The organism is Streptomyces sp. 3214.6 (assembly GCF_900129855.1).
GTDB classification, from domain to species: Bacteria; Actinomycetota; Actinomycetes; order Streptomycetales; family Streptomycetaceae; genus Streptomyces; species Streptomyces soliscabiei.
Map to the genome: position 1 here is coordinate 1,774,485 of NZ_LT670819.1, position 22,521 is coordinate 1,797,005.

The window sequence follows — 22,521 nt, forward strand, 5'->3', positions numbered from 1 at the left end:
TGCGAGCGTTCGACGTGCCCAACGAACCATTCGTCGACGCAGCCCGGGCGCTCATCAGCGGCGAGCGGTTTCCGCCCCTCATCCTCGTCGGCGAAAGGCAGGACAACCTGGTCTGCCTTGAGGGCCATCTGCGTCTGACCGCCTACGCCCTCGTCGGCTTCCCGACCGGCATCGCGTCAGCGGTGTGCATCGTGAAGCCTCAGGTCAAGTGTCTGGTGTGCGCGGGGTTCGGGGTGCTCGGGCTGGTCGTGGGCGGATGACTACGGCGAAGATCATCGGTCACCGGGAGACTTCGCCGCGCGGTGGTGGAGTCGACGCTGACCAGGGACAGATCGATCTCGCCCCGCTTCGCGGCTTCCGCGATCAGGCCCTCCAGCAGGGCCTCGAAGACACCGGCGTCACGCCACTGTCGGAAGCGGTGGTGGACGGTCGCCAGGTACCGGACTCCTGCGGCATCTCCCGCCACTGGCCGCCAGTCTTGAACCGCCAGATCACCCCCTCGAACTGCTGCCGCAGCCGCTCGGGATACGGGCCGTACTCACCGATCGGCAGGTACGGCTCGATGAACTCCCATTCCTCGTCCGTCAGTTGCACGCGTGTCACACAGGAAGGTCTACCGCTCCAGGCCCCGCCACGACGGCGAATCCCGCAGATAGATCACGACTCAATACGCGCCCTAGGCCGCCCGGCAAAGCACGACCGGCGCGTTTTGCGCATGGCGAGAGCGCGGCCGACCGCTCAGCCAGCACTCGGCGGCAGCTGTGCAGGGCTGACCAACTCCCCCAGAACATCAGCCATGAACTGCACCAGCCACCGCTGGGACGGACTGCGTGATGCCTCGTGCCCGGCGTAGAGCGCCACTTCGATCGGTTCCGTGTCGAACGGGAGCCTCACGAGGCGCAGGCGGTGGGAGGCGGTGAACACCTCGCCGACGTATTCGGGGACGATCGCGATGAGGTCGGTGTGTTCCAGCAGGTAGGGCAGCACCGTGAAGCGCGTGGCGTCGACGGCGACGCGCTCCAGGAGGCCGTGCGTGGCGAGGAGCAAGCGGGGCACGTCGTGGCCGTGGGGGCCGTACACCGTCGCGTGGTGTTCGGCCGCGAGGTCCGCCAGCGTGACGGAGGCGCCGCGGATGCGGGGGTGGTCGGCGGCGACCATACCGACGTAGCGCTCGTGGAAGAGCGGGATGCGGACGGTGCGGTGGGACGTGAGGACCGGCGTGGCGACGAAGGCGTCGAGTTCACCGCGGCGTAGCTGGCTCTCGACGGAGTCCACGTCCAACGGGCGGACAGTGAAGGACACTCCGGGAGCCCGCTCGCGGGCCGCAGCGGCCAGCCGGGGCAGCAGGGTGACCTGGCCCAGGTCGGAGAGAGCGATGGTGAAACGCCCTGACATGGCGGTCAGGTCGAAGTCGTTTTCCTGGCGGATCACGGCGTCCATGCCGGCCAGCGCACGCTGCAAGGGCTCGTAGAGGCGCTGGGCGCCGGCGGTCGGGGTCAGGCCGCGGCCGGTGCGCCGGAAGAGCTCGTCGTCGAAGTGCCGGCGCAACTTGGCCAGGCTGTAGCTCACCGTGGGCTGAGTGACGTGCAGCGTCTCCGCCGTCGCCGTGACGCTGCCGGTCTCGTAGAGCAGCACGAAGACGCGGGCGAGGTTGAGATCGAAGCTGCTCATATCGAACAAGTCTATATCGCAGCCAGCCAACATTTATTAGTCCGAAAGTCGTGCGGTGCCTAGCGTGGCCTGCATCACTTCGGCGTCGCCGCGAAAGGAACGTTTGTGCCATCCGTGCGCCGTGTCTGCCATGAGTTCCTCCAACGGCAGGAGCTCACCACCGTCTTCGGGAATCCCGGCTCCAACGAGCTGCCCTTCCTCGCCGACCTGCCGGACGGCTTCCGGTACGTCCTGGGGCTGCACGAGGGCGCCGTGGCGGGCATGGCGGACGGCTACGCACAGGCCACGGGACGTCCGGTGCTCGTCAACCTGCATGCCGCGTCCGGCTCCGGCAACGCGATGGGCGCGCTCACCAACGCCGTGGCCTCGCGCACTCCGCTGGTCGTCGTGGCCGGCCAGCAGGTGCGGCCGGCCATCGGACCGGAGGCCAACCTCGCCAACGTCGACGCCCCGTCGCTGATGAAGCCGCTCGTCGGCTGGGCCGCCGAACCGGCCTGCGCCCAGGACGTGCCCCGGGCCCTCGCCCAGGCCGTCTTCGAGGCGCGGTTGCAGCGCCGGCCCACCTACCTCTCCGTCCCCTATGACGACTGGGCGGTGGACGCGGGCGAGAACGCGTCAGCCGTGCTGGACCGGCAGGTGCACCGCGCCGGAGTGCCCGGCGCGGAGCAGGGACGCCGGCTGACCGATGCGGTGACCGCCGCGCGCAGGCCCGCGCTGGTGCTGGGCGGTGACATCGACTCCGACGGTCTCTTCGACGACGCGGTGCGGCTCGCGGAGCGGCTCGGCGCTCCGGTGTGGGCGGCACCGTCGCTGTTCCGGCTGCCCTTCCCCAACCGCCACCCGCAGTTCCGCGGGGTGCTGCCGGCGGGGATCGAACCAGTCTCCCAGGCTTTCGAGGGTCATGACCTCGTGCTGGTGCTCGGGGCACCGGTCTTCCGTTATCACGAGTACCTGCCCGGCCGGTATCTGCCCGAGGGCACCCGGTTGATCCAGGTCACCGAGGACGCCTCCGCCGCCGCCCGCGCGCCGATGGGCGAGGCTCTGGTCGCCGACCCGGCCGCCGTCATCGACCTGCTGCTCAAGGAGCTCGACGCGGCGACGGAGCCGACGGGCGACTACCGGCCCACCCCCACGCCGGCCACCGGGCAGGGGACGCGGCTGCATCCCGAGGAGGTCTTCGCCTCCCTCCGGGACGAACTGCCCGACGACACGGCGTACGTGGTGGAGTCGACCTCGACGACCTCCTCGTGGTGGCGCCAGATGGACCTGCGGCGGCCCGGCTCCTACTACTTCCCGGCAGCGGGCGGACTCGGCTTCGGCCTGCCCGGCGCCGTCGGGGTCGCCATGGCCCAGCCCGACCGGCCGGTCGTCGGCGTGATCGGGGACGGCTCGGCCAACTACGGCATCACCGCCCTGTGGACGGCCGCCCAGCACCGCCTGCCCGTGACCGTGGTGCTGCTGCGCAACGGAACCTACGGCGCGCTGCGCTGGTTCAGCGGCCTGCTGGGTGTCCCGGACGCACCGGGCATGGACATCCCGGGCCTGGACTTCACCCGCATCGCGGAGGGCTACGGCGTCTCCGCCCAACACGTCGAGAGCGTGGACGAACTACGGGCGGTGCTGTCCCAACGCTCGGACGGACCCCGGCTCGTCCAGGTCGACACAGCGCTCACGACACCGTCCTGACCACGACGCCCACCCCACGAACACACCTCACGAACACACCTCACAGAAGTCATCCCCCTCAGACAACGGAAGGAAGACCGATGACACTCCTGGACAACGACGTCTGGAGCAAGAAATTCCTCAGCGACGGCTGGCAGGACGCCACCCGCGAGCACCAGGTCACCGAGCCGGCGACCGGCGCGCAGCTCGGCACCGCCGGCCTTGCCACACCCGAGGACGTGCGCCGCGCCGCCACCCGGGCCGCCGAGGCGCAGCGGTCCTGGGCGGCCACGCCCCCGCAGCAGCGGGCGGCCGTACTGCGCCGCGCGGGCGAGCTGTTCACCGAGCACGCCGCCGAGATCGAGGACTGGCTGATACGCGAGGCGGGCTCGGTACGGGCCAAGGCGGCGTTCGAGGTGCAGCTTGCGATCGGCGAGTCATTCGAGTGCGCGGCACTGCCCACGCACCCTCAGGGAGACGTACTGACGTCCGAGGAGGTTCGCTGGTCGTTGGCCCGGCGCCGCCCCGCCGGCGTCGTGAGCGTGATCGCGCCGTTCAACTTCCCGCTCGCCCTCGGCCTGCGTTCGGTGGCACCCGCGCTGGCGCTCGGCAACGCGGTCCTGCTGAAGCCCGATCCGCGTACGGCGGTGAGCGGTGGCGTGGTCATCGCCCGGATCTTCGAGGAGGCCGGGCTGCCCTCCGGACTGCTGCACCTGCTGCCGGGCGACAGCGCGGTCGGCCAGGCGGTCGTCGAAGCACCCGAGGTACGGGTCATCTCCTTCACCGGCTCCACTCCGGTCGGCCGTGCGATCGGTGAGCAGGCAGGCCGTCTGCTCAAGCGCGCCCACCTCGAACTCGGCGGGAACAACGCGCTGGTGGTGCTGCCGGGCGCGGACGTGCAGAAGGCGGCCTCCGCCGGTGCGTTCGGCTCGTATCTGCATCAGGGGCAGATCTGCATGACCACCGGTCGCCACATCGTGCACGAGTCGCTGCTCGACGAGTACAGCGCCGCGCTGGCCTCGAAGGCCCGGGCGCTGCCCGTCGGGGACCCCGCCCGCGAGGATGTGGCGCTCGGCCCGATCATCGACCGGCGGCAGTTGGAGCGGGTGCACCGCATCGTCACCGACAGCGTCGCTGCGGGCGCGACGCTGGCCGCGGGCGGCGAGATCGACGGCGCCGGCTACCCGGCCACCGTCCTGACCGGCCTCACCACCGACATGCGGGCATGGCGCGAGGAGATCTTCGGCCCCGTCGCACCCGTCATCGGCTTCACCACGCTCGAGGAAGCCGCCCGGATCGTCAACGACTGCGAGTACGGCCTGTCCGTCGGCATCCTCGGCGACGTCGGTACGGCGATGAAGCTCGCCGACCAGATCGACTCCGGCAAGATCCACATCAACGAGCAGACCGTCAACGACGAGCCCAACGCCCCGTTCGGCGGAGTCAAGGCATCCGGCACCGGGTCCCGCTTCGGTGGAGCCGCCGCCAACGTCGAGGCCTTCACCGAGGCCCAGTGGGTCACCGTCCGCCCGGACATCGCCGACTACCCGTTCTGATCCCGGCTCCCCCGTCCCCATCCCGTCCCCCGTAGCCGCTACAAAGGGAACCCAGCCATGACACCCATCACCTCACCGAACACCACCGACGCCGCCTCGAGAACAGGCACGTCCGACCGCAACGTCTGGACCGTGGTCCTGTGCTGGATCACCGTCATGCTCGAGGGGTACGACCTCGTCGTCCTCGGCGCCATCATCCCCACCCTGCTCAAGACCCATCACCTGGGCATGACAGCCGCGGACGCCACCACGGTCGCCACGCTTTCACTCGTAGGCGTCGCCATCGGCGCCATCCTGGTCGGCCCGCTCGCCGACCGCTTCGGACGACGCCTGCTGCTCATCGGCTCGGTGGTGGAGTTCTCCGTCTTCACCCTCCTGTTGCCCCAGGCCACCTCCGTCGGGATGTTCGCCGCGCTCAGGCTCGTCGCCGGTATCGGTCTCGGCGCCTGCATGCCGGCGTCGCTGACCATGATGGCCGAGCACATGCCCGCCGCACGCCGGGCTCGCGCCAGCACCCTGACCATGACCGGCTACCACACCGGTGCCGTGATCACGTCCCTGCTGGCCCTGCAGGTCACCGACAACTGGCAGGTCCTCTTCTACGTCCTCGGCATCGCCGGACTCGTCATCGCGGTCATCCAGTGGTTCCGCCTGCCGGAGTCCGAGGCGTTCGTCCGCACCAAGGAAGCGCCCGCCTCCCAGCGCGTCGCATTCGGCGAACTCCTCAGGCCGGCCTACCTCCGCGCCGGCATCGGCATCTGGGTCGCATCCTTCATGGGCCTGCTCCTGGTCTACGGCCTCAACACCTGGCTGCCCAAGCTCATGAACGAGGCCGGCTACCCCATCCCCACGGCGGTCACCCAACTGCTCATCCTCAACGTCGGCGGGGTCGCCGGCCTGGTGCTGGGCGGCTTCGTGGCCGACCGGCGCGGCATCAAGCCCACTGCGCTCAGCTGGTTCGCGATATCGGTGGCCATGCTTGCCTGCCTCAGCATCAGGATGCACAGCAACCTGCTCCTCGACACCGTCGTCTTCCTCACCGGCGTGTTCGTCTTCTCCGCCCAGGTGCTGATCTACGCGTACGTGACGAACTTCTATCCGGCCTCGGTCCGCAGCACCGCCCTCGGCTCGGCCTCGGGCATCGGCCGTATCGGCTCCATCGTCGGCCCGACGATCACCGGTGCCCTCGTGGCGGCAGGCATCGGCCACCCCTGGGGCTTCTACTTCTTCTCCGCCGTGGCGGTCGCCGGATTCCTGGCCGTGCTCACCCTGCCCGCCCGGGCCGCCGCGCCACAGGCGGAGGCAACCGCGGCCGCGCCGGCCGCCGAACCCGCCGTCTGACCCATCACGGAAGGGCGGTACGGCACCGAACGGGCCGTACCGCCCTGTGCTCGATGCGGTGAAGAACCCCGACAGCCACACTGAACCCATGGAACACGTCGGCCGGATACCCGCTCCGCCGCTCGACCAGTTCATCGACGACATCTACTGTCTGACCGGGGTGCCGCCCCACCGGCTGATGAACGTCCCGCCGATGCCGTCGGCGCACTTCTTCCTGCACCTGAGCAAACCCGTCCGGCTGTGGGACTCCGACCGTGCGTGGTTCATGGGTGTGTGGACGGAGGCGCTTCCTCTTCGAGTACCCCCCGCATGCGCGGCTCGTCGGCGTGCACTTCAAAAGCGCGATCACGAGCAGGCCGTGGCATTTGTTCCTGCCCGAGTGGTTCTTGCGGTTCTCGACCCCGGTGCGCCGCCGGGTACGTATCACCGAGCCGTCCAGCAGCACCACACCGCCACCCTTTCGGGCGATCTTCTTCAGGGCCCGGTTCAGGCGCGGGGCGCGGGCGGCCAGCAGCCCGACGACCTCCCGCATCCAGCGAGTGACGGTGGTGCGATGGATGCCGTTGCCGCCTGCCAGGTCGCCGGGCCGCTGGTCACAACGCAGTACCGCCAGCACGATGCCGGCGATCTTCCCCGCGGGCAGGGCCCGCCACCTGGAGCCGATCTTCTTGAAGTGGCCGCGTAACAGGTCGGCGAGCCAGTTCAGGGTGGCACTCGACAGCGGCAGGCGGGCGATGTGGACAAGACCGTCAGAGCCCTCGACGGGATGGTTGTTTTTCTTCACACCAAACTCAACTGCCGTCGGGGGCCCGCCGGTTACGCCCTCTTGTCGCCCCGGTCCGCAGCTACTACAGGCGTGCGGTGAACTTCCCGTCAGGCCGCTTGTGCAGCCGGCCCCGATCGGCGAGCTTGGTCATCTCCGCCCGCAGCGGCTCCAGCCTCCCGCGCACCCCCACCTCAAGCCCCAGCTCCTCACCCACCCCCTTGCCCTGCACCGGACCGCCAGCGGCCCGCACGATCGCCAGGATCCGGCGGTAGTCGGCGGGCAGCGCGGCCTCGTCGCCAGTCTCACCGCGGTGCGGGATCAGCAGCACCGCACGCCCCGCCACCTCCGCCTTCACCGGAACGCCGCCCACCCTCCCCACGATCCCCGGCGTATCGACACGGTGACGGATCGTAGGCGGCCAGCTCACGCAGGCGCAGCAGAACCAGAGAACCCTCCCGACCGACCGGTCAGACGATCTTCACCATGGTCACCCGCCGCCCACCAGCCCGAGCACCCCCGACCCCGCGCACACCAGCCCACCCGACCTGCACCTTTCACGATGCACACTACTCAGTGCCTGATCGGCACCTCGCCGACCATGGGACGCTGGGCGCAATAGACCAGTCACCTCGGGCTACGTGGGCTGATGGTGCGGCGTGGCGGAGTTGCTCGGGCGAGCGCTGTTCTCTTCCCGCGCTGCTCAGTAGACCCTCTCGAGCAGCGCCTACTGCTGAAGTTTCCTCGACTGCAACCGACGGACTCGAACAGGCCCGCCGGCGCGCTCGACGCCGGCCAACTCGGCAGACCCGAAGGGCCGGTCTGAATGTCAGGGCGCACCAAAGAGCAGATGTCCTGCCCGGCGCAAGACGATCCCACGGCCGCGACGAGGTCGAGCACAGTGAGCCGCACGTACGTCGCTCCCCCACGTCGCCGTCCATCGCTCGTACTGCCGGGTCGCGTTGGGCCAGGCCGGGGCTGACCGGAGGACCGGCGCCCTCCCGGCACTGCAACCGATCCGGGACCACTGACGCCTGACGGTTAAACATACCATGTCTATCGAGGGATAGATCAGCAGAATCTCGCACAAAAAGGAACAAAAGCTCAGTTGGCGAGCTGCTTTCATCCCTGCACGACCGTTGACATGGGCAGGGTGAGTGCCGCAATTTCATGCGTGACATCCGGCACCACGCGGCTCAGGGGTCTGCAAGAAGTCCCGGAGCCGAAACGGTCACGCGGCGGTGCTGCCGTACGGGAACGGAGTGAGGACATGTCGTCAGGAACCTGCTCTGCCACGAGATCCCTGGAGTCCGCACAGACCGTTGCCGTTCGCAGCCGGTGACGCGCTCCATCCACCCGCTTGCGCCGCGGACTTCGTCGCCCGTAGGCCGTGGCGCCGAGTCAGTCACCTGCCGACCGTGTCCGGTCCGGGTTGCGTCGCGCACGTCGTGCTCCCACCACCTGAAGTGCCCGCCACTGACCACCGGCCCTGGTCTCCCACCACAGCTCTGACGGAGGTACCACCATGATCAACAGACGCCAGTTCCTGGCGAGTGCCACGGGTGTCGCGGCGACTGCGGTCGCAGGCAACGTCCTCGCCGCCGGCACCGCCCGGGCCGCGACCACGTACACCCCCACGTGGGCCTCGGTCGACCAGCACACCGCGGCTCCCGAGTGGTTCAAGGACGCCAAGTTCGGCATCTACTACCACTGGGGCGTGTTCAGCGTTCCGGCCTACGGGAACGAGTGGTATCCGCGCCGCATGTACATCAGCGGCGATGCGTGCAACCAGCACCACATCGCCACGTTCGGTGACCCGTCGGCGTGGCCATACCACAACTTCATCAACGGCGCGAAGGACCTGAACGGCAACTTCAACAAGTTCGCCCCGAAACTGAAGTCCGCGGGCGGGAACTTCGACCCGGACGAGTGGGCGCAGCTCTTCGTCGACGCCGGCGCCCGGTTCGCCGGCCCCGTCGCCGAACACCACGACGGATTCTCCATGTGGAACAGCTCGGTCAACGAGTGGAACTCGGCCGCCAAGGGCCCCCAGCTCAACCTGCTCCAGTTGTTCACCGACTCCATCCGCGCCAAGGGGCTGAAGCTCCTGGTGGCCATGCACCACGCGTTCAACTTCAACGGCTACTACGACCACGTGCCCGCGCAGTCCGACCCGAGCCTGCAGAAGCTGTACGGGCAGTTGGGCACCACGGCCGAGAACCAGCTGTGGTACGACAAGCTCAAAGAGGTCATCAACCTCGCCAAGCCCGACATCATCTGGCAGGACTTCGACCTCAACAAGGTCGACCAGACGCAACTCCTGAACTTCCTGTCGTACTACTACAACCAGGCCCAGGCGTGGGGCCGCGAAGTCGTCGCCACCTACAAGGACGGCCTGAACGGACACGGCGAGGTCTTCGACTACGAGCGCGGCGGCCCCGGAGACATCACCGCCCCCTACTGGCTCACCGACGACAGCATCTCCAGCTCCAGCTGGTGCTACACGAACGGCATCGGCTACTACAGCACCCAGCAGATGCTGCACTCACTGATCGACCGGGTCAGCAAGAACGGCAACATGCTGCTCAACATCGCCCCGATGGCGGACGGCACCATCCCCCAGGCCCAGAAGGACATCCTCCTCGGCATCGGCGACTACCTGCGCCGCTTCGGCGAGTCGGTCTACTCGACCCGGGCCTGGACCACGTACGGCGAAGGCCCCACACATATGGGCGGCGGCGCCTTCACCGCCCCGCAGGTCGGAACGGCACAGGACATCCGCTTCACCCGGAACAAGAACAACACCGTCCTGTACGCCACGGTCCTCGGCTGGCCGGGAAGCACACTGACCATATCGACGCTCAACTCGGCCCGGATCAACGTCAGTTCCCTGACCTCGGCGAAGCTGCTGAACTCCACCGCCGGCACCTACACGGACCTGCCCACGCCGACGCAGGACTCGACCGGGCTGCACGTGACCCTGCCGTCGTCGGCGCCGTTCTCCGCCCTGGCCTACGTCGTGAAGCTGACCTTCTCCGGCCAGATCCCCGCCGTGCAGCCGCTGTCCGGGGCCGTGGTCTACCAGGACGTCAACTACTCGGGCGGCTCCTCCCTGCTCCAGCTCGGCTCCTACACCGCCGACCAGTTGTCGCTCGCCGGCCTGCCCAGCCGCAGCCTGTCCTCGCTGAAGCCGGCCCCCGGCTACCAGATCATCGGCTACTCCGGTGACAACTTCACCGGCACCGCCTGGACCTTCGACGCCGACAACGCCGACCTGCGCGTCACCGGCAACAACGACACCGTCGTATCGATGAAGGTGCAGCTCGCCCCCTCGGCATGGTTCAGGATCACCAACGTCACCGACGGGCTGGTGCTGGACAGCGGCGGGAACGTCCCCAGCGACTCCAACCTCAAGCAGTGGACCTGGAACGGCAGCACCAACCTGCAGTGGCAGGCCGTAGAACTCGGCAACGGCTACTACAAGCTGGTCAACCGCGCCAACGGCATGGTCGCCGACGGCGGGGGCGCCACCACGAACGGCTCCCCAGCCCTGGAGGCGACCTGGACCGGTGGCAACAGCCAGCAGTGGCAGCTCAAGTACCAGGGCGGCAACAGGTACTGGATCGTCAACCGCGCCACCGGCCTCGTCCTCGACGGCGGCGGCGACGTGCCCTCGGGCTCCGTGACCAAGCAGTGGTCCGGAAACAGCAGTACCAACGTGCAGTGGACCTTCACCAAGGTCTGAGCGTGCGCGCCAGCGGGGGCCGGAGCAGCCGCTCCGGCCCCCGCTGGCGCGCACGCAGGTGTGACCTGCCTCGCAGCATGATTGGCTGGCCCTGGGCAGTGCAACAACACACCGGAGGGCACGCAGGCATGAGCAACGGCCACACCTACGAGTACAAGGTCGTCAGTTTCAGGGAGTCGCTGATCGGTGACGCACTGGACAGCGACAAACTGGAGAAGGTTCTCAACAAGCATGCCGAGGACGGCTTGAGCCTGAGAACTCCTAACAAAGTGACAGGTTGACCAGTCGGCGCCAGCAGATGATGCTGCAGGCCAGGCTGAGGAAGGCTTCGTGGATGTCGTCGCGGATCTCCCAGCGGATGCGCAGGCTGCGGAACCAGCGCAGCAGTGCAAAACTCTGCTCGACCACCCAGCGGTGCACGCCCAGTCCGGAACCGTGCTCGACTCCGCGCCGCGCGATGACCGGGGTGATCCCCAGGGCCCGCACCTGCTTGCGGTACTTGTCGTGGTCGTAGCCGCGGTCGGCGTAGAGCGCGACCGGTCGTTGTCGGGGCCGTCCGCGTCGGCCGCGTACGGGCGGGACGGCCTGGAGCAGGGGGATGAGCTGGGTGACGTCGTTGCGGTTTCCGCGGTGCTTGAAGAACTGGTTGAAAAGGGACTCACAGTTGCCGGTTCGGTCGAGCGTCGCGACCTCGCCCACGGCTACGTCGCACCCGAAGCCGCATGAGGTGTCACGGGTGCGAGTAGTGAGGCCCGACGTGATGCGGACGGTGCGTCAGGCGTCGCTCGCCGCGGTGGCGTAGTCGTCGTAGAAGCCGCGGCCGGTCTTCACGCCGAGGCGGCCGGTGTCGACGTACTCGTGCAGCAGTCGGCGGGGCCCCTCGGGCAGGTGCGGATTCTCCGAGGCGTAGTGGTTTTCGATGTCGAGGACGACGTCCAGGCCGACCTGGTCCATCATCCGGAACACCCCGAGCTTCACGCCGGTGTTCACCTGGAACATCGCGTCGAAATCCTCCGGCGTGGTCACCCCTTCGGCCACGACCTCCAGCGCCTCGCGCTTGATCGCGGCCCAGACCCGGTTGAAGATGAAGCCGGTGCTCTCCCGGTGGGCCTCGAAGGGGTGCACTCCGTAGCGCGGCAGCTCGGCCTTGAGCCGCTCGATGATCGCGGGGTCGGTGGCCCCGTCGCTCATCAGGTCGACCGCGTTCTGCGCCGGCGGCATGTAGAAGTGCATGTTCAGTACCCGCTCCTTGTGCTCCACCTGCTCGACGAACAGGCGGGAGGCGTAGGAGGAGGAGTTGCTGGCCAGGATGGTGTCGGCCGGGGCGATCCGGTCCAGATCGGCGAACAGGCTGCGCTTGAGGTCGAGCCGCTCAGGCACCGCCTCGATGACCAGCCACGCGTCGTCCAGCGCGGCTTCCAGTGTGTCGACGCCGACCACGTGGCCCTCGGTGGCGCCGGGCCGGGAGGCGACCACCTCCGGCAGCTCTGCTGCGACGTAGTCCAGGGCCGCGGTCCGGACGTCGGCTGACAGGTCGTACAGGCGTACCAGCCCACCGTCGGAGGCGAACATCATCGCGATGCGGCGGCCGAGGGTGCCTGCGCCGATCACCGCGACCGGGCGGGCGGCGAGCTGACGAGAAGTGTGGGTCATCACGAGACTCCTTTGTGCACGTTCGGTCCGGCTGGTTGCCCGACACGCGAACTCGATGCAAACTGTACTCAATACGTTTTGTATCGCAAGGAGAGTGGAGCAGTGCGCGAGTCCGAGGTGGCGCGTCAGGCGCTCACGCCGCTGGGGGTACCGGTTTATCCGGTGCGCGCGACCCGGTTCACCGACCGGGAGTACTTCAACATCGTCTACCGCACCGACCCCGATGCCCTGCGCGCAGTCGTGCCCGAGCCGCTGACCGTGCCCGAGCCGCTGGTGCGGTTCGAAGTGATGAAAATGGGTGACGTCGAGGGCTTCGGCCCCTACCTGGAGAGCGGGCAGGCGATCGCCGTGGAGTTCGACGGCGAGGTGGGCGAGTACCTGCACGCCATGTATCTGGACAGCTTCGCCGCCACGGCTGCGGGCCGCGAGCTGAGTGCCTACCCGAAGGTGGCCGGCAGCCCGGCACTGTTCACCGACACCGGTGCGCTGGTCGGCACCCTGGACCGCGGCGGCCAGCGGGTGGCCACCGCGACCATGCCCTACAAGTGGCAGCCCCTCGACCTCGATGCGGCCCGGGAGCAGATCACCGTGCCCACCTTCGCGCTCAAGCAGGTGCCCAACGTGTTCACCGGGCAGTTGCGCGCCTCGGACCTGGTCCGCACCGAGATCACCGACATCGTGGTCAAGGAGGCCTGGACCGGGCCCGCCCGCCTGCAGCTGTTCGAGCACGCGATGGCCCCCCTGGCCGATCTGCCGGTGCTCGAGGTCGTCTCCGCCAGCCACATCCTCACCGACCTGACCCTCAGCCCGGTCACCTCCGTGCACGACTACCTGAACAGCGGCTCGCCCCTCAGCCAGGAGGCAGGCTCGCAGCTGGCGACGGAGAGGATGGCCCGATGAATCACCCGACCACCCCCGCGCCCGCACGTCCACCCCGCCAGCGCAAGGCGACCCGCGCGCAGCTGATCGCCGCGGCCGCCGACCTGTTCGCCGAGCATGGCACCACCAACGTCAGCATCGGGGCGATCTGTGAGCGCGCCGGGTTCACCCGCGGCGCGTTCTACTCCAACTTCAAGACCGTCGACGACGTCTTCTTCGCCCTGTACGAACAGCGCAACGACGAGGTTCAGCAGCGACTGGAGGCGCTCGCCGCCGACGCGCCGTTTTCTGAGCAGGCTCACTGTTCCCTGGAGTCCGTCGTGGCCACGATATTGCGGGCGCTGCCGATGGATCCGCAGTGGGTTGCGATCCGCACCAGTTTCGCGGGGCAGGCCCAGCACCGGCCAGAGGTCGCGGCCGCACTGCGCGAGCATGCCGAGCAGCTCCGTCGGCATCTCCAGCCGCTGCTGTTGCATGTCCTGGAGCTCACCGGCCGTCGACCGCTGGACTCCGTAGAGGATTTCACCCGGGCCGTCATCACCGCGCACGTCGGCGCGATCACTCAGTCACCACTCCACGACGACCCCGAAGCCGTCCGCGAAGCCGTCGTCCGCGGCATCATTCTCGGCCTGACCACCGAGCAGTGAGCAACAGCACCTCCGCTCAGCTCAGCAGTCCTGGCTGTGGACGTGAGGGCGGGCCACGCTGCGCGGGTCGCGGACGACGCACGCGACAGCCTCTCGATCCGATCGTTCACACGGGCCGGGTGCGCTTCAAAACCCGTTCCGCTCCAGCGGCTCAGCCGCCAAGGCGACCGTGCCTGCACGACGCGGGGCCCGTTCAGCCCTTTTAGTAAGCATTAGTCGTTTCGTTCTTCTGGGCTCAGCGCTGCTGAGACATTCAAAACACGAAGGGAAAAGCTGAGGATGAAAGAGATCTCGGGTCAGTGCGACGACCGGTTCGCCGCAGTGAGGAAAGCCTTCGAGCAGGCCCTGGACGAGAGCCAGGGCGGGGCATCGGCGGCGGTGTTCCTGGACGGCGAGCCGGTGGTCGATTTGTGGGGCGGCTACGCCGACCGTGCGCAGACCCGGCCCTGGACCCGCGACACCCTGGTCAACGTCTGGTCGGTCACCAAGACCATGACCAACCTCTGCGCGCTTGTGCTTGCCGACCGCGGGGAGCTGGACCTGTACGCACCCGTGGCGCGGTACTGGCCGGAGTTCGCCGCCGAGGGAAAGGACGCGGTCGAGGTCAGGCATCTGCTGTCCCACACCGCCGGGCTGGCGGGCTGGGACGTGCCGCTGGCGGCTCCCGACGAGCTGTATGACTGGGACAGGTGCACCGACCTGCTCGCCGCGCAGAAGCCCTGGTGGCAACCGGGCACCGCCTCCGGCTACCACGCCGTGACCCAGGGCTATCTCGTCGGTGAGGTGGTTCGCCGGATCACCGGGCAGAGCGTGGGTCAGTTCTTCGCCGAGCAGGTGGCCACCCCGCTGGGCGCCGACTTCCACATCGGCCTGCCCGCCGAGGCCGACGATCGTGTCTCGAATGTCTTCAACATCGATGGCCTCTCCTTCCCGCCCGAGCTGGAGGAAACGGGTGCCAAGGTGTTCGGGCGCCCCAACGTGCTGGCCGACCCGGAGCCGTTCGCGGCCACGCGCGCCTGGCGGGCTGCGGAGATTCCTGCCGCCAACGGCCAGGGCAATGCGCGCTCGGTGGCCGCCGTGCACTCGGTGATCGCCTGCGGCGGCGAGGCACGCGGTGTGCGAGTGCTGTCCGAGAAGGGCGTCCAGACCCTCTTCGATCAGCAGTCGGATGGCGCCGACCTGCTCCTGGGAAAGCACGTGAAGTTCGGTATGGGCTGGGGGCTGGGCAACGACGATCTGCCCATGGCCGGGCCTCGTACCTGCTACTGGGGCGGCGCTGGGGGCGGCATGGTCATCGCGGACTGCGACAACCGCCTGACCGTGGCGTTCACCATGAACCACATGAAGATGGGCGGCAGTGACGGCAGCATCAACACCGGCGGCGACGAGCGGTTCCACCGCATCGCAGAAGCCGTCTATCAGAGCCTCGGCCGCCCGTAAACGCCCGCACCGACCACAGCAAGCGTGCTCGACGGATCCGTCGAGCACGTTCCAGACCTAGGACCAACGCACAGCGTGATCTTGAGCTGTGAGCCTCGAACGGGAGCCTCGATCGGGAGATCGCCGCAGGCCGTGAGTATGAAGCAAAGCCGCTCCTCGATGTCCAGCATCGCGGATGGCGCTCTCCCTGTCTTGCGGCCGACACTGGACAGTACTTACGGCCAGGCCGAGGCCCCACCTCCGGCCTGGCCCGCTGAACTGCAAGGGGACGGCGGAGGGATGGACGGGCCAACGGCACGAGCGCACGCCGTTCCGCCCGGGATTCCCTTCGGTACGCCGGGCGAGGTCGTCGGCCAACGGTCCGGCTTCCGCATCGACGAAGCCCGGACTGCTGGGGCGTTGGCGCTTGTGCCCTTTGACCATCTCCCGCAGCGGGCGGACCGCTGGAGAGTGTGGCGTCCCCGGCCCGGATGATGGGCTGCATCTACTCGTCCTGGAGGTTCAGCCAGTGCATCGCGTCCAGGGCGATACCGACATTGGTGCCGTGCCGGTCCAGAGTGACGGGCAGGCGGTCTTCGGCGCGGCGAATGCGTTGCAGGATGGTGTTTCGGTGGGTGAACAGCAGCTCTGCTGTCCGGGATGCGTTGTACCGCTGGTGGATAAACATTCGCAGCGTGTCACGTAGGTCCTGTGGGCCTGAGGCCAACGGGCCGAGAGTGGCGTAGATGAATTCGCGTAGCCGGGCTTCATCTCGGGCCAGCAATATGACGGCGGCGACGTCGTCATAGAAGGCGACCCGGTGCGCGTTGTTGCTCTGCACCAGCCGTTGGGTCTCCACCGCGCGGTCGTGGGTGCGTCGGAACCCGTCCACTCCCTCGTCCAATGAACCGATCGCAAGCCTGACGTCGCGGTGCGGGGCTAGAGCGGTCTCGAGCGCCTCGGCCGAAACTGGGATTCCGGGCGTCAGCCACAGCCACAGCGACGAAGCGCTGGCATGAACGAGCAGCCGGCTTCTGGACTCCGCGATCCGGCTGAGCTCGCTCGCCACCTGCACGAGTGCCGCGCGATCGGCGAACTGTGGTGGCGCCCAGAGGATTACCCCCAAATGTCTGGCTGAAAGCGAGTATCCGAGACTCTGATCAGCGCCGGTCACAGGAACCGGTGCTCCACCCAGGATGAGATTGACCAGCTCAAGGCGCCTTACGTGCTCGTCGCCCGACAGAGCTGCGCGCTCCTGCTCCAGAATGTCGATCACGGCAGTGACTGTGCGGTCGACCCAGAGCGACAGTGAGCGCGAGGCCCGGTCAAGAGCGGGCTGCAGGACGGCGGTTTCATCGCACAGTGAAAATGCGATCCGCATCAAGATGGACCACATCGCCTGTTGAGCGGCGTAGTTGGAAGCGCGGAAGGTGTCCTCCTCACCCCAGCGATACCCGTCGCGCGAGATGTTGACGATCTGGCTTGTCAGGAGGGGCTCCACGTCCCGCCACGGGTCCTCGTACATCGAGCGTGCCCAATGATGCGAGTAGGCCCGGGTCGCCTCACCGATCGCCTCTGCAATGGAGGGGTCCGATCCGAAGCGGGCATCGATTGCGTTGACAAGTGCGTCCTGGATCGGACGCAAGACGGAGGGATCGGCCAGGAACTCCTTGCACATGGTGCGTAGCAATTTTTCGGAGTCGCCCCGCAAACCGGCGCCATGCATAGCGCTCACACTACCCCTCCTTCCTGTGCCCTGTGCTGTGCACTGTGCACTGTTCTCTCGGTTAATGCTGTGCATCACAACATTGAGTGGCGCCTGTCACAGGTCGACCATGAGTGCGTCGGTGCGCTCGCCGACCCCGCGATCGGACAAAGGCGAACGGCGATGGGAGGGTCAGGTGACTCGTGTGTCAGGGCCCCGGACTGAAGCGCGATTCAGGTCCGGTGATGGCGAGTGTGAAGCAACGATCTTCCGTCCCGCCGTTTCCCACGATCGAGGGGCCCTACCGACCATCGTGCTCACGCACGGAATCTCCGGGGTCAAGAGCCACCCGCGAGTCGAGATCCCCGCGCTGCTCTCCCTCTACCAGGCCGGCCGGTTGAACCTCGACGAGCTGATCACCAACAAGTACCGGTTCGAAGACATCGATCAGGAGTACCAGGACATGAAAGAAGGCAAGAACATTCGCGGCATGGTGATCCACACGGACGCCGACCGTTGAGCGCCCCGACCTACATCGGCACCCCCGCAGGCGGCCAGGTGCTGGACCGGACGTCCCTGTACATCGGCGGTGAGTGGGTGGCCTCGGCCGGGACCGACCGGATCGAGGTGCTGAACCCGGCCACCGAGGAAGTGATCGCCCAGGTCGTGGCCGGGACACCGGCGGACGTGGATCGCGCGGTGGCCGCTGCGCGCCGGGCGCTGCCGGCCTGGTCGGCCCGGCCGCCGGGCGAGCGGGCGGACTACCTGGAAAAAGCCCACGAGGCGCTGGTGGCCCGGACCGACGAGATCGCCGCGCTGATCTCCCGAGACATGGGGATGCCGCTGCAGGCCGCCGCATCCATACAGGTCGGCCTGCCTGCCTTCAACCTGGCGAACTTCGCCCGGCTGGCCCGGAGCTTCCCGTTCGACGGCCCCGAGGTCGGCAACTCCCTGATCGTGCGGGAACCGATCGGTGTGGTCGGCTGCATCACCCCCTGGAACTTCCCGCTGCACCAGATCGTGCTGAAGGTGGCGGCTGCGCTCGCGGCCGGCTGCACGGTGGTGGTCAAGCCGACCGAAGTGGCTCCGCTGGCGGGTCATGCGCTGGCCTCGATCTTCGACGACGTCGGCCTGCCGGCCGGGGTTTTCAACCTGCTCAGCGGGTTCGGCCCGGTGGTCGGCGAGGCGCTGGCGGCGCATCCCGGGGTCGACATGGTGTCGTTCACCGGCTCCACCCGGGCCGGGAAGCGGGTCGCGGTGGTGGCGGCCGAGACGGTCAAGCGGGTCGCTCTGGAGCTCGGCGGGAAGTCGGCCAACGTGCTGCTCGACGATGCCGACTTCGAGCGGGCGGTAGCCGATGGCCTGGCCAAGTGTTACGTCAATTCCGGTCAGACCTGCTCGGCGCTGACCCGGATGCTGGTGCCGGTCGGCCGGCTGGCCGAGGCGGAGCAGATCGCCGCCCGGGTGGCCGGCGAGTACCGGCACGGCGATCCGTCCGACCCGGGGACCCGGCTGGGGCCGCTGGTCAGCTCGGTCCAGCTGGAGCGAGTCCGGTCGTACATCCAGAAGGGTATCGACGAGGGCGCAACCCTGGTCGTCGGCGGAGTGGAGAGCGGGCGCGACCCTGCCGACCTGGGCCGGGGGTACTACGTGCCGGCCACCGTGTTCTCCGGCGTCACCCCGGAGATGACGATCGCCCGTGAGGAGATCTTCGGCCCGGTCCTGTCGATCATGCCGTACCAGGATGAGGACGACGCCGTCCGGATCGCCAACGACACCGAGTACGGCCTGGCCGGTGGGGTCTGGTCGGGCGATCCGGAACGAGCGCTGCGGGTGGCCCGGCGCCTGCGGGCCGGTCAGATCGAGGTGAACGGGGGCGCGTTCAACCCGGGCGCGCCGTTCGGCGGATACAAGCAGTCCGGCGTCGGCCGCGAGGGCGGCGCCCAGGGACTGGAGGAGTTTCTGGAGACCAAGGCGATCCAGCGCTAGTGCTTGACGAAATCACCAGACCCGATCAGGAACTCGAGGAGGACACGTGGCCACCAGGGAGAAACCGCGCAAGTGGATCGACGCCGAGATCGAGGCGCTCGACCCGGACGTCGATCACGCCCGGATCTGGCAGCTCGGCAACGCCTACCGGACCAGCCCGATGATCCTCAACATGGCGGTGTGCCATGGCTTCCTGCGGCTCGTCGGGCCGGGCAGCGGCGCACGCACACTCGTCCGCGGCGGCACGGGCAAGGTCGTCCTGCACCAGCAGCGTCGTATAGAGGGCACCATGCGCGCGGTGTGGACCTGGTACCTCGGCGAGGGTGCGCACGACCCGAGCGTGCGTGAGTCCGTCGAACAGGTCAACCGGCAGCACGACGCCTGGGCGGGGAAGTACCCCGACGCGATCCTGGACGTACGCCAGTACACGTACACGATCTGCGTCTTGGCCGCCGAGCCGCACCGGGTGATGCAGCGGCTCGGCCTGCCCGGCTTCAGCGCCAAGGAGCAGCGGGCCGCCCACCGGCACTGGTCGCAGATCGCCGGGCTGTTCCGTATCGGTTCGGACCAGGGCGTCCCGGTGCCGGCGGACTTCGACGGGATGCTCGCCTTCCTCGCCGACTTCGAGCGCAACGACTACTCGACCGCTCCGGAGAGCAACGTCGTCGCCGAGGCGATGCTGCAGCAGTTCTGCGACCGCTGGTTCCCCCGCCCGTTGCACGGGCTCGGTCGTGCCCTCGTGCTGTCCCTTGCCACCCCGGAACTGCTCGCCGTCCACGGGCTCAAGGGCCCGCGACCGCTCGTGGCCCGGACCCTGCGGCGGACACTGCGCACGCTCATCACCGTCCAGGTCCGGTGGGCGCCCGACCCGGTCGAGGTGGCGCCGATCCGCGCCGCGTTCGCCGAGCCCCGCCCGGAGACCCCGATGGGCGGCCGGCTGAAGGCCGCTCTGTCCGGCATGAGGGGACAACGGCCCGCGCCGGACGGGTCGACGAGTACGGACGTCTGACGTGTCGGCCGGGACCGGTGCACGGTCGTCGGGATCCTCGCCCCTTCCGCGTCGGCTCCCGAACTCGACCCCGCGGCGGTCGTCGGCCGGCTACCGTCCCCGGCCGGGCGGTCGCGGGCGGCCTCGCCTCGACCCTTGTGATGGGCCGCTGCCGACCTGTACCCGGCGGTCCGTGCTGCCCGGATCGCTCCGACCGAGGAGCCGGCGACGCCGTCAGCCGACACCGCGCGGCCCGCCGCCTCACCCACCGGTTCGTTGCGAAGGCTCACGGCGTGCCGACGTCACCGTTCACCACTCGGGTGGCGTCCGTGATCGTGCTGACCTCATGCCGACGGATCTTCCGCAGCAGCCGGACCAGGGTGCCGCGCTCGCGGGCGGTCAGGGCTCGGGCCCACTCGGCCTCGCGGGCGTTGTTGCGTGCGAAGAGCTCACCGACCACGTCGTGTCCGTAGTCGGTGAGCTGGATGGTGACGGACCGGCCGTCCTTGTCCGACCTGCTGCGCTGGATGAGTCCCTTGCGTTCCAGGGTGTTGAGCACCGCCGAAACGCTGGCCTGGGAGACATTGGTCAGCCGGGCGAGCTGCAGCGGGGTCAGTTCGCCGACCGTCTTGACCGCGAACAGGGCACGAAAGCTCGCCCAGGTGAGGCCGGCCGGGCGCTGGACGCTGACCTCGAAGTCCTGCTGGAGCCGTTCAGCCGCTCTTACCAGTCCGAAGATCATGAGCATGGCGTCGATGTCCGCGTCCGGCGCGAAGGATCGGATGGCCTCGGCGGCCTGGGCGTCGGCCTCGGCCGGATCGCCGGGGATCGGGAGCTGGGACTGGCTCGACCGCATGAAGGGACTCTGTCCTCACGATAGGAGAAGTTACTGAGAGGTCTCAGAATATCGCCGGCTCGCCGCACATACTGCCCGGTTACGACGCGGTGGCCCCCGCGTCCACAGGCAGAGCGGTCCCCGTCACGAAGGACGACGCGTCGGAGCAGAGCCAGAGCACGGCATCGGCGATCTCCTCCGGTTCGGCGAACCGCTTGATCGCCTGGGGGGCTACGGCCTGCGCCTGGAGTTCGGGCGGCAGAGCGGCGATCATGTCGGTGCGGACCGCCGCCGGGCAGACCGCGTTGACCCGGATGTTCCGGTCCGCGCACTCGATGGCGGCGGTCTTGGTCAGACCGATCACGGCATGCTTGCTCGCGGAGTAGGCGGCGCCCTGCGGAAGGCCGATGAGCCCGGCGAGCGACGCGGTGTTGACGATCGCACCGCCACCCGACGCGGCCATGAGGGGGATCTGCGCCCGCAGCCCGTGCCAGACCCCTTTCACGTTCACGGCGAGGCAACGGTCGAAGGCCGCCTCGTCGGTGTCGGTGACGCTGCCCTGCACGGCGATACCCGCGTTGTTGTGCGCGAAGTCCAGCCGCCCGTACGTCTCTGCCACGGTCGCCGCGAGTGCGGTGCACTCGTCGGCCTCGGTGACGTCGCACGCGACGAACAGTGCCCGCCCGCCGGCCTGCTCGACCAGCCGCACGGTCTCCAGTCCGGCGGCGCGCCGACTGCCCAGATCGGCGACGACGACCGCCGCCCCGGCGCGCCCGAATGCCACGGCGGCGGCTCGTCCGATGCCACCTGCCGCGCCGGTGACCAGCCCGGCCTTGCCCTTCATTGTGATCTCCACGCCTCCGAGACTAGCTCGATGTCTTAGTAATTCACACCCGCTCAATACCTAGACCTCTAATTAATTGGTTGCTACGTTGAGGCCGCTTCAGAGCGAGAGGAGCGCACCGTGCGCCTCATTCCGGCCGTCGTGCCGCGACTGGACGTCCTGAACGTCCCGCGCGAGGCAGAGCGCCAGCTCGGCCTCGCGACCGATCCCCGTCAACGGGCGATCCTGACCAACTTCCGCCGCCACGCCATGCTGGAGGTGTCCGGCCGGTGGCCGGAGATCCTCGACCCGGATCTGACCGTGCCCCACCCCGTCTACCGCATCGCCGAAGGCGACAACACCGCCGTCTTCGACGGCCATGACGCCGTCGCCGGCTTCTACCGCACGATGACCGACGCCGGACTGAACGTGCTCGTGCCGCTCACCGAGCGCATCGCGGTCGCGGACTGGGGACTGGCCATCGAGTCACTGCTGGGGCAGATCATCCCGGGTGCGCTGATGAAGCCCGCGATGGGCGAGGACGTCGACGACCTCGACGCCCACTACCTCGTCACCCACAAAGTGGCCAATGTCTGGCCCTATGACGAGGCCGTCAAGCTGCTCGGCGAACACGTCTACATCGACCGCGCCTCACGCGAGGTCCACCGCATGGATCCAGCGGACGTCGTCACGCCGCAGCAGGCCGCTGACCTGCTGGCACCGTTGCTCGACACCCCTATTGACGTGGGTGTGACCCCGGCGTAGCTTCCAGAAATCGGTTAGATCTCTCAGTATTTTTCTGCATCCGCGGGTCCGAGCCGGCCCGCATGTCCGGGAGGCCC

Annotated in this window: 20 protein-coding genes and 2 pseudogenes; 13 read left to right on the forward strand and 9 right to left on the reverse strand. The window is 68.4% G+C overall.

Annotated features, from left to right (window positions below):
* Positions 1-14 precede the first annotated feature (14 nt).
* The gene (locus B5557_RS44085) at positions 15-260 is read left to right on the forward strand and encodes a hypothetical protein (RefSeq protein ID WP_162499661.1); all 246 of its coding nucleotides are present in this window, start codon (positions 15-17) and stop codon (positions 258-260) included.
* 35 nt (positions 261-295) lie between these two features.
* Here B5557_RS44085 and B5557_RS07955 read toward each other — a convergent pair.
* Both B5557_RS07955 and B5557_RS07960 read right to left on the reverse strand, forming a co-directional pair.
* Positions 296-603, reverse strand: a pseudogene (locus tag B5557_RS07955) (transposase); the annotation flags it as partial.
* Between the two features lie 135 nt (positions 604-738).
* Positions 739-1,671, reverse strand: a complete 933-nt coding sequence (locus tag B5557_RS07960; protein ID WP_079658461.1) for a LysR family transcriptional regulator — start codon at positions 1,669-1,671, stop codon at positions 739-741.
* Between the two features lie 105 nt (positions 1,672-1,776).
* On the opposite strand from B5557_RS07960, the gene mdlC reads away from it, so the two are divergent.
* From mdlC to B5557_RS07975, 3 genes are all read left to right on the forward strand, one after another.
* Complete coding sequence (gene mdlC, locus B5557_RS07965) at positions 1,777-3,357, forward strand: benzoylformate decarboxylase (RefSeq protein ID WP_079658462.1); 1,581 nt, start codon at positions 1,777-1,779, stop codon at positions 3,355-3,357.
* A gap of 80 nt (positions 3,358-3,437) precedes the next feature.
* Positions 3,438-4,892 carry a benzaldehyde dehydrogenase gene (locus B5557_RS07970; protein ID WP_079658463.1) on the forward strand — a complete coding sequence of 485 codons (1,455 nt, stop codon included), beginning with the start codon at positions 3,438-3,440 and terminating at the stop codon, positions 4,890-4,892.
* Positions 4,893-4,949: 57 nt separating this feature from the next.
* Entirely contained in the window at positions 4,950-6,233 is a 1,284-nt protein-coding gene (locus B5557_RS07975; RefSeq protein ID WP_079658464.1) for an MFS transporter, read from the forward strand.
* A 4-nt stretch (positions 6,234-6,237) separates the two neighbouring features.
* On the opposite strand, the gene B5557_RS44940 is transcribed toward B5557_RS07975, so the two are convergent.
* Complete coding sequence (locus tag B5557_RS44940; RefSeq protein WP_231976293.1) at positions 6,238-7,017, reverse strand: transposase family protein; 780 nt, start codon at positions 7,015-7,017, stop codon at positions 6,238-6,240.
* 64 nt (positions 7,018-7,081) lie between these two features.
* Positions 7,082-7,369, reverse strand: coding sequence for a hypothetical protein (locus B5557_RS07990; protein WP_231976294.1), 288 nt, complete (start codon positions 7,367-7,369; stop codon positions 7,082-7,084).
* A gap of 1,152 nt (positions 7,370-8,521) precedes the next feature.
* Between B5557_RS07990 and B5557_RS07995 the strand changes: the two genes are divergently transcribed.
* Both B5557_RS07995 and B5557_RS42680 read left to right on the forward strand, forming a co-directional pair.
* Entirely contained in the window at positions 8,522-10,741 is a 2,220-nt protein-coding gene (locus tag B5557_RS07995; RefSeq protein ID WP_079658465.1) for an alpha-L-fucosidase, read from the forward strand.
* Between the two features lie 128 nt (positions 10,742-10,869).
* Complete coding sequence (locus tag B5557_RS42680; protein ID WP_107472564.1) at positions 10,870-11,022, forward strand: DUF4177 domain-containing protein; 153 nt, start codon at positions 10,870-10,872, stop codon at positions 11,020-11,022.
* Here the strand turns inward: B5557_RS42680 and B5557_RS08000 are convergent.
* Together B5557_RS08000 and B5557_RS08005 are read right to left on the reverse strand one after the other, a co-directional pair.
* A pseudogene (locus tag B5557_RS08000) lies at positions 11,003-11,365 on the reverse strand (transposase); the annotation flags it as partial. The gene B5557_RS42680 and the pseudogene B5557_RS08000 overlap by 20 nt on opposite strands.
* Before the next feature lie 150 nt (positions 11,366-11,515).
* Entirely contained in the window at positions 11,516-12,394 is an 879-nt protein-coding gene (locus tag B5557_RS08005) for a 3-hydroxyacyl-CoA dehydrogenase family protein (RefSeq protein ID WP_037898931.1), read from the reverse strand.
* Positions 12,395-12,496: 102 nt separating this feature from the next.
* Between B5557_RS08005 and B5557_RS08010 the strand changes: the two genes are divergently transcribed.
* The 3 genes from B5557_RS08010 to B5557_RS08020 all read left to right on the forward strand — a co-directional run bounded on the left by B5557_RS08010 (position 12,497) and on the right by B5557_RS08020 (position 15,360).
* Positions 12,497-13,294, forward strand: coding sequence for an acetoacetate decarboxylase (locus B5557_RS08010; RefSeq protein WP_079658466.1), 798 nt, complete (start codon positions 12,497-12,499; stop codon positions 13,292-13,294).
* Complete coding sequence (locus B5557_RS08015; RefSeq protein ID WP_007379932.1) at positions 13,291-13,920, forward strand: TetR/AcrR family transcriptional regulator; 630 nt, start codon at positions 13,291-13,293, stop codon at positions 13,918-13,920. The genes B5557_RS08010 and B5557_RS08015 overlap by 4 nt, the downstream gene beginning before the upstream one ends.
* A 279-nt stretch (positions 13,921-14,199) precedes the next feature.
* Positions 14,200-15,360 (forward strand): serine hydrolase domain-containing protein, encoded by a 1,161-nt coding sequence (locus tag B5557_RS08020; protein WP_079658467.1) that lies wholly within the window; start codon positions 14,200-14,202, stop codon positions 15,358-15,360.
* 484 nt (positions 15,361-15,844) lie between these two features.
* Here the strand turns inward: B5557_RS08020 and B5557_RS08025 are convergent, their stop codons facing one another.
* On the reverse strand, positions 15,845-17,065 hold the full coding sequence (locus B5557_RS08025; protein WP_231976537.1) for a PucR family transcriptional regulator: 1,221 nt from the start codon (positions 17,063-17,065) through the stop codon (positions 15,845-15,847).
* Positions 17,066-17,357: 292 nt separating this feature from the next.
* Between B5557_RS08025 and B5557_RS08030 the strand changes: the two genes are divergently transcribed.
* Genes B5557_RS08030 through B5557_RS08040 form a run of 3 tightly spaced genes read left to right on the forward strand, consistent with a single transcriptional unit; the run spans position 17,358 to position 20,042 of the window.
* Complete coding sequence (locus B5557_RS08030; protein WP_079658469.1) at positions 17,358-17,564, forward strand: hypothetical protein; 207 nt, start codon at positions 17,358-17,360, stop codon at positions 17,562-17,564.
* A 38-nt stretch (positions 17,565-17,602) separates the two neighbouring features.
* Positions 17,603-19,033, forward strand: a complete 1,431-nt coding sequence (locus tag B5557_RS08035) for an aldehyde dehydrogenase family protein (RefSeq protein WP_079664654.1) — start codon at positions 17,603-17,605, stop codon at positions 19,031-19,033.
* A 46-nt stretch (positions 19,034-19,079) separates the two neighbouring features.
* On the forward strand, positions 19,080-20,042 hold the full coding sequence (locus B5557_RS08040) for an oxygenase MpaB family protein (RefSeq protein ID WP_079658470.1): 963 nt from the start codon (positions 19,080-19,082) through the stop codon (positions 20,040-20,042).
* 265 nt (positions 20,043-20,307) lie between these two features.
* Here the strand turns inward: B5557_RS08040 and B5557_RS08045 are convergent, their stop codons facing one another.
* Both B5557_RS08045 and B5557_RS08050 read right to left on the reverse strand, forming a co-directional pair.
* Positions 20,308-20,877, reverse strand: a complete 570-nt coding sequence (locus B5557_RS08045) for a MarR family winged helix-turn-helix transcriptional regulator (protein WP_079658471.1) — start codon at positions 20,875-20,877, stop codon at positions 20,308-20,310.
* Between the two features lie 79 nt (positions 20,878-20,956).
* Entirely contained in the window at positions 20,957-21,712 is a 756-nt protein-coding gene (locus tag B5557_RS08050) for a glucose 1-dehydrogenase (protein ID WP_099935560.1), read from the reverse strand.
* 108 nt (positions 21,713-21,820) lie between these two features.
* Between B5557_RS08050 and B5557_RS08055 the strand changes: the two genes are divergently transcribed.
* Positions 21,821-22,444 carry a hypothetical protein gene (locus B5557_RS08055; RefSeq protein WP_079658473.1) on the forward strand — a complete coding sequence of 208 codons (624 nt, stop codon included), beginning with the start codon at positions 21,821-21,823 and terminating at the stop codon, positions 22,442-22,444.
* Positions 22,445-22,521: the final 77 nt, after the last annotated feature.

Excerpts from the sequence above, each read along its gene's own strand:
- B5557_RS07960 (WP_079658461.1), bottom strand. The coding sequence starts at position 1,671 with ATGAGCAGCTTCGATCTCAACCTCGCCCGCGTCTTCGTGCTGCTCTAC.
- B5557_RS07970 (WP_079658463.1), top strand. The coding sequence starts at position 3,438 with ATGACACTCCTGGACAACGACGTCTGGAGCAAGAAATTCCTCAGCGAC.
- B5557_RS07975 (WP_079658464.1), top strand. The coding sequence starts at position 4,950 with ATGACACCCATCACCTCACCGAACACCACCGACGCCGCCTCGAGAACA.
- B5557_RS07995 (WP_079658465.1), top strand. The coding sequence starts at position 8,522 with ATGATCAACAGACGCCAGTTCCTGGCGAGTGCCACGGGTGTCGCGGCG.
- B5557_RS42680 (WP_107472564.1), top strand. The coding sequence starts at position 10,870 with ATGAGCAACGGCCACACCTACGAGTACAAGGTCGTCAGTTTCAGGGAG.
- B5557_RS08005 (WP_037898931.1), bottom strand. The coding sequence starts at position 12,394 with ATGACCCACACTTCTCGTCAGCTCGCCGCCCGCCCGGTCGCGGTGATC.
- B5557_RS08015 (WP_007379932.1), top strand. The coding sequence starts at position 13,291 with ATGAATCACCCGACCACCCCCGCGCCCGCACGTCCACCCCGCCAGCGC.
- B5557_RS08020 (WP_079658467.1), top strand. The coding sequence starts at position 14,200 with ATGAAAGAGATCTCGGGTCAGTGCGACGACCGGTTCGCCGCAGTGAGG.
- B5557_RS08025 (WP_231976537.1), bottom strand. The coding sequence starts at position 17,065 with ATGCATGGCGCCGGTTTGCGGGGCGACTCCGAAAAATTGCTACGCACC.
- B5557_RS08045 (WP_079658471.1), bottom strand. The coding sequence starts at position 20,877 with ATGCGGTCGAGCCAGTCCCAGCTCCCGATCCCCGGCGATCCGGCCGAG.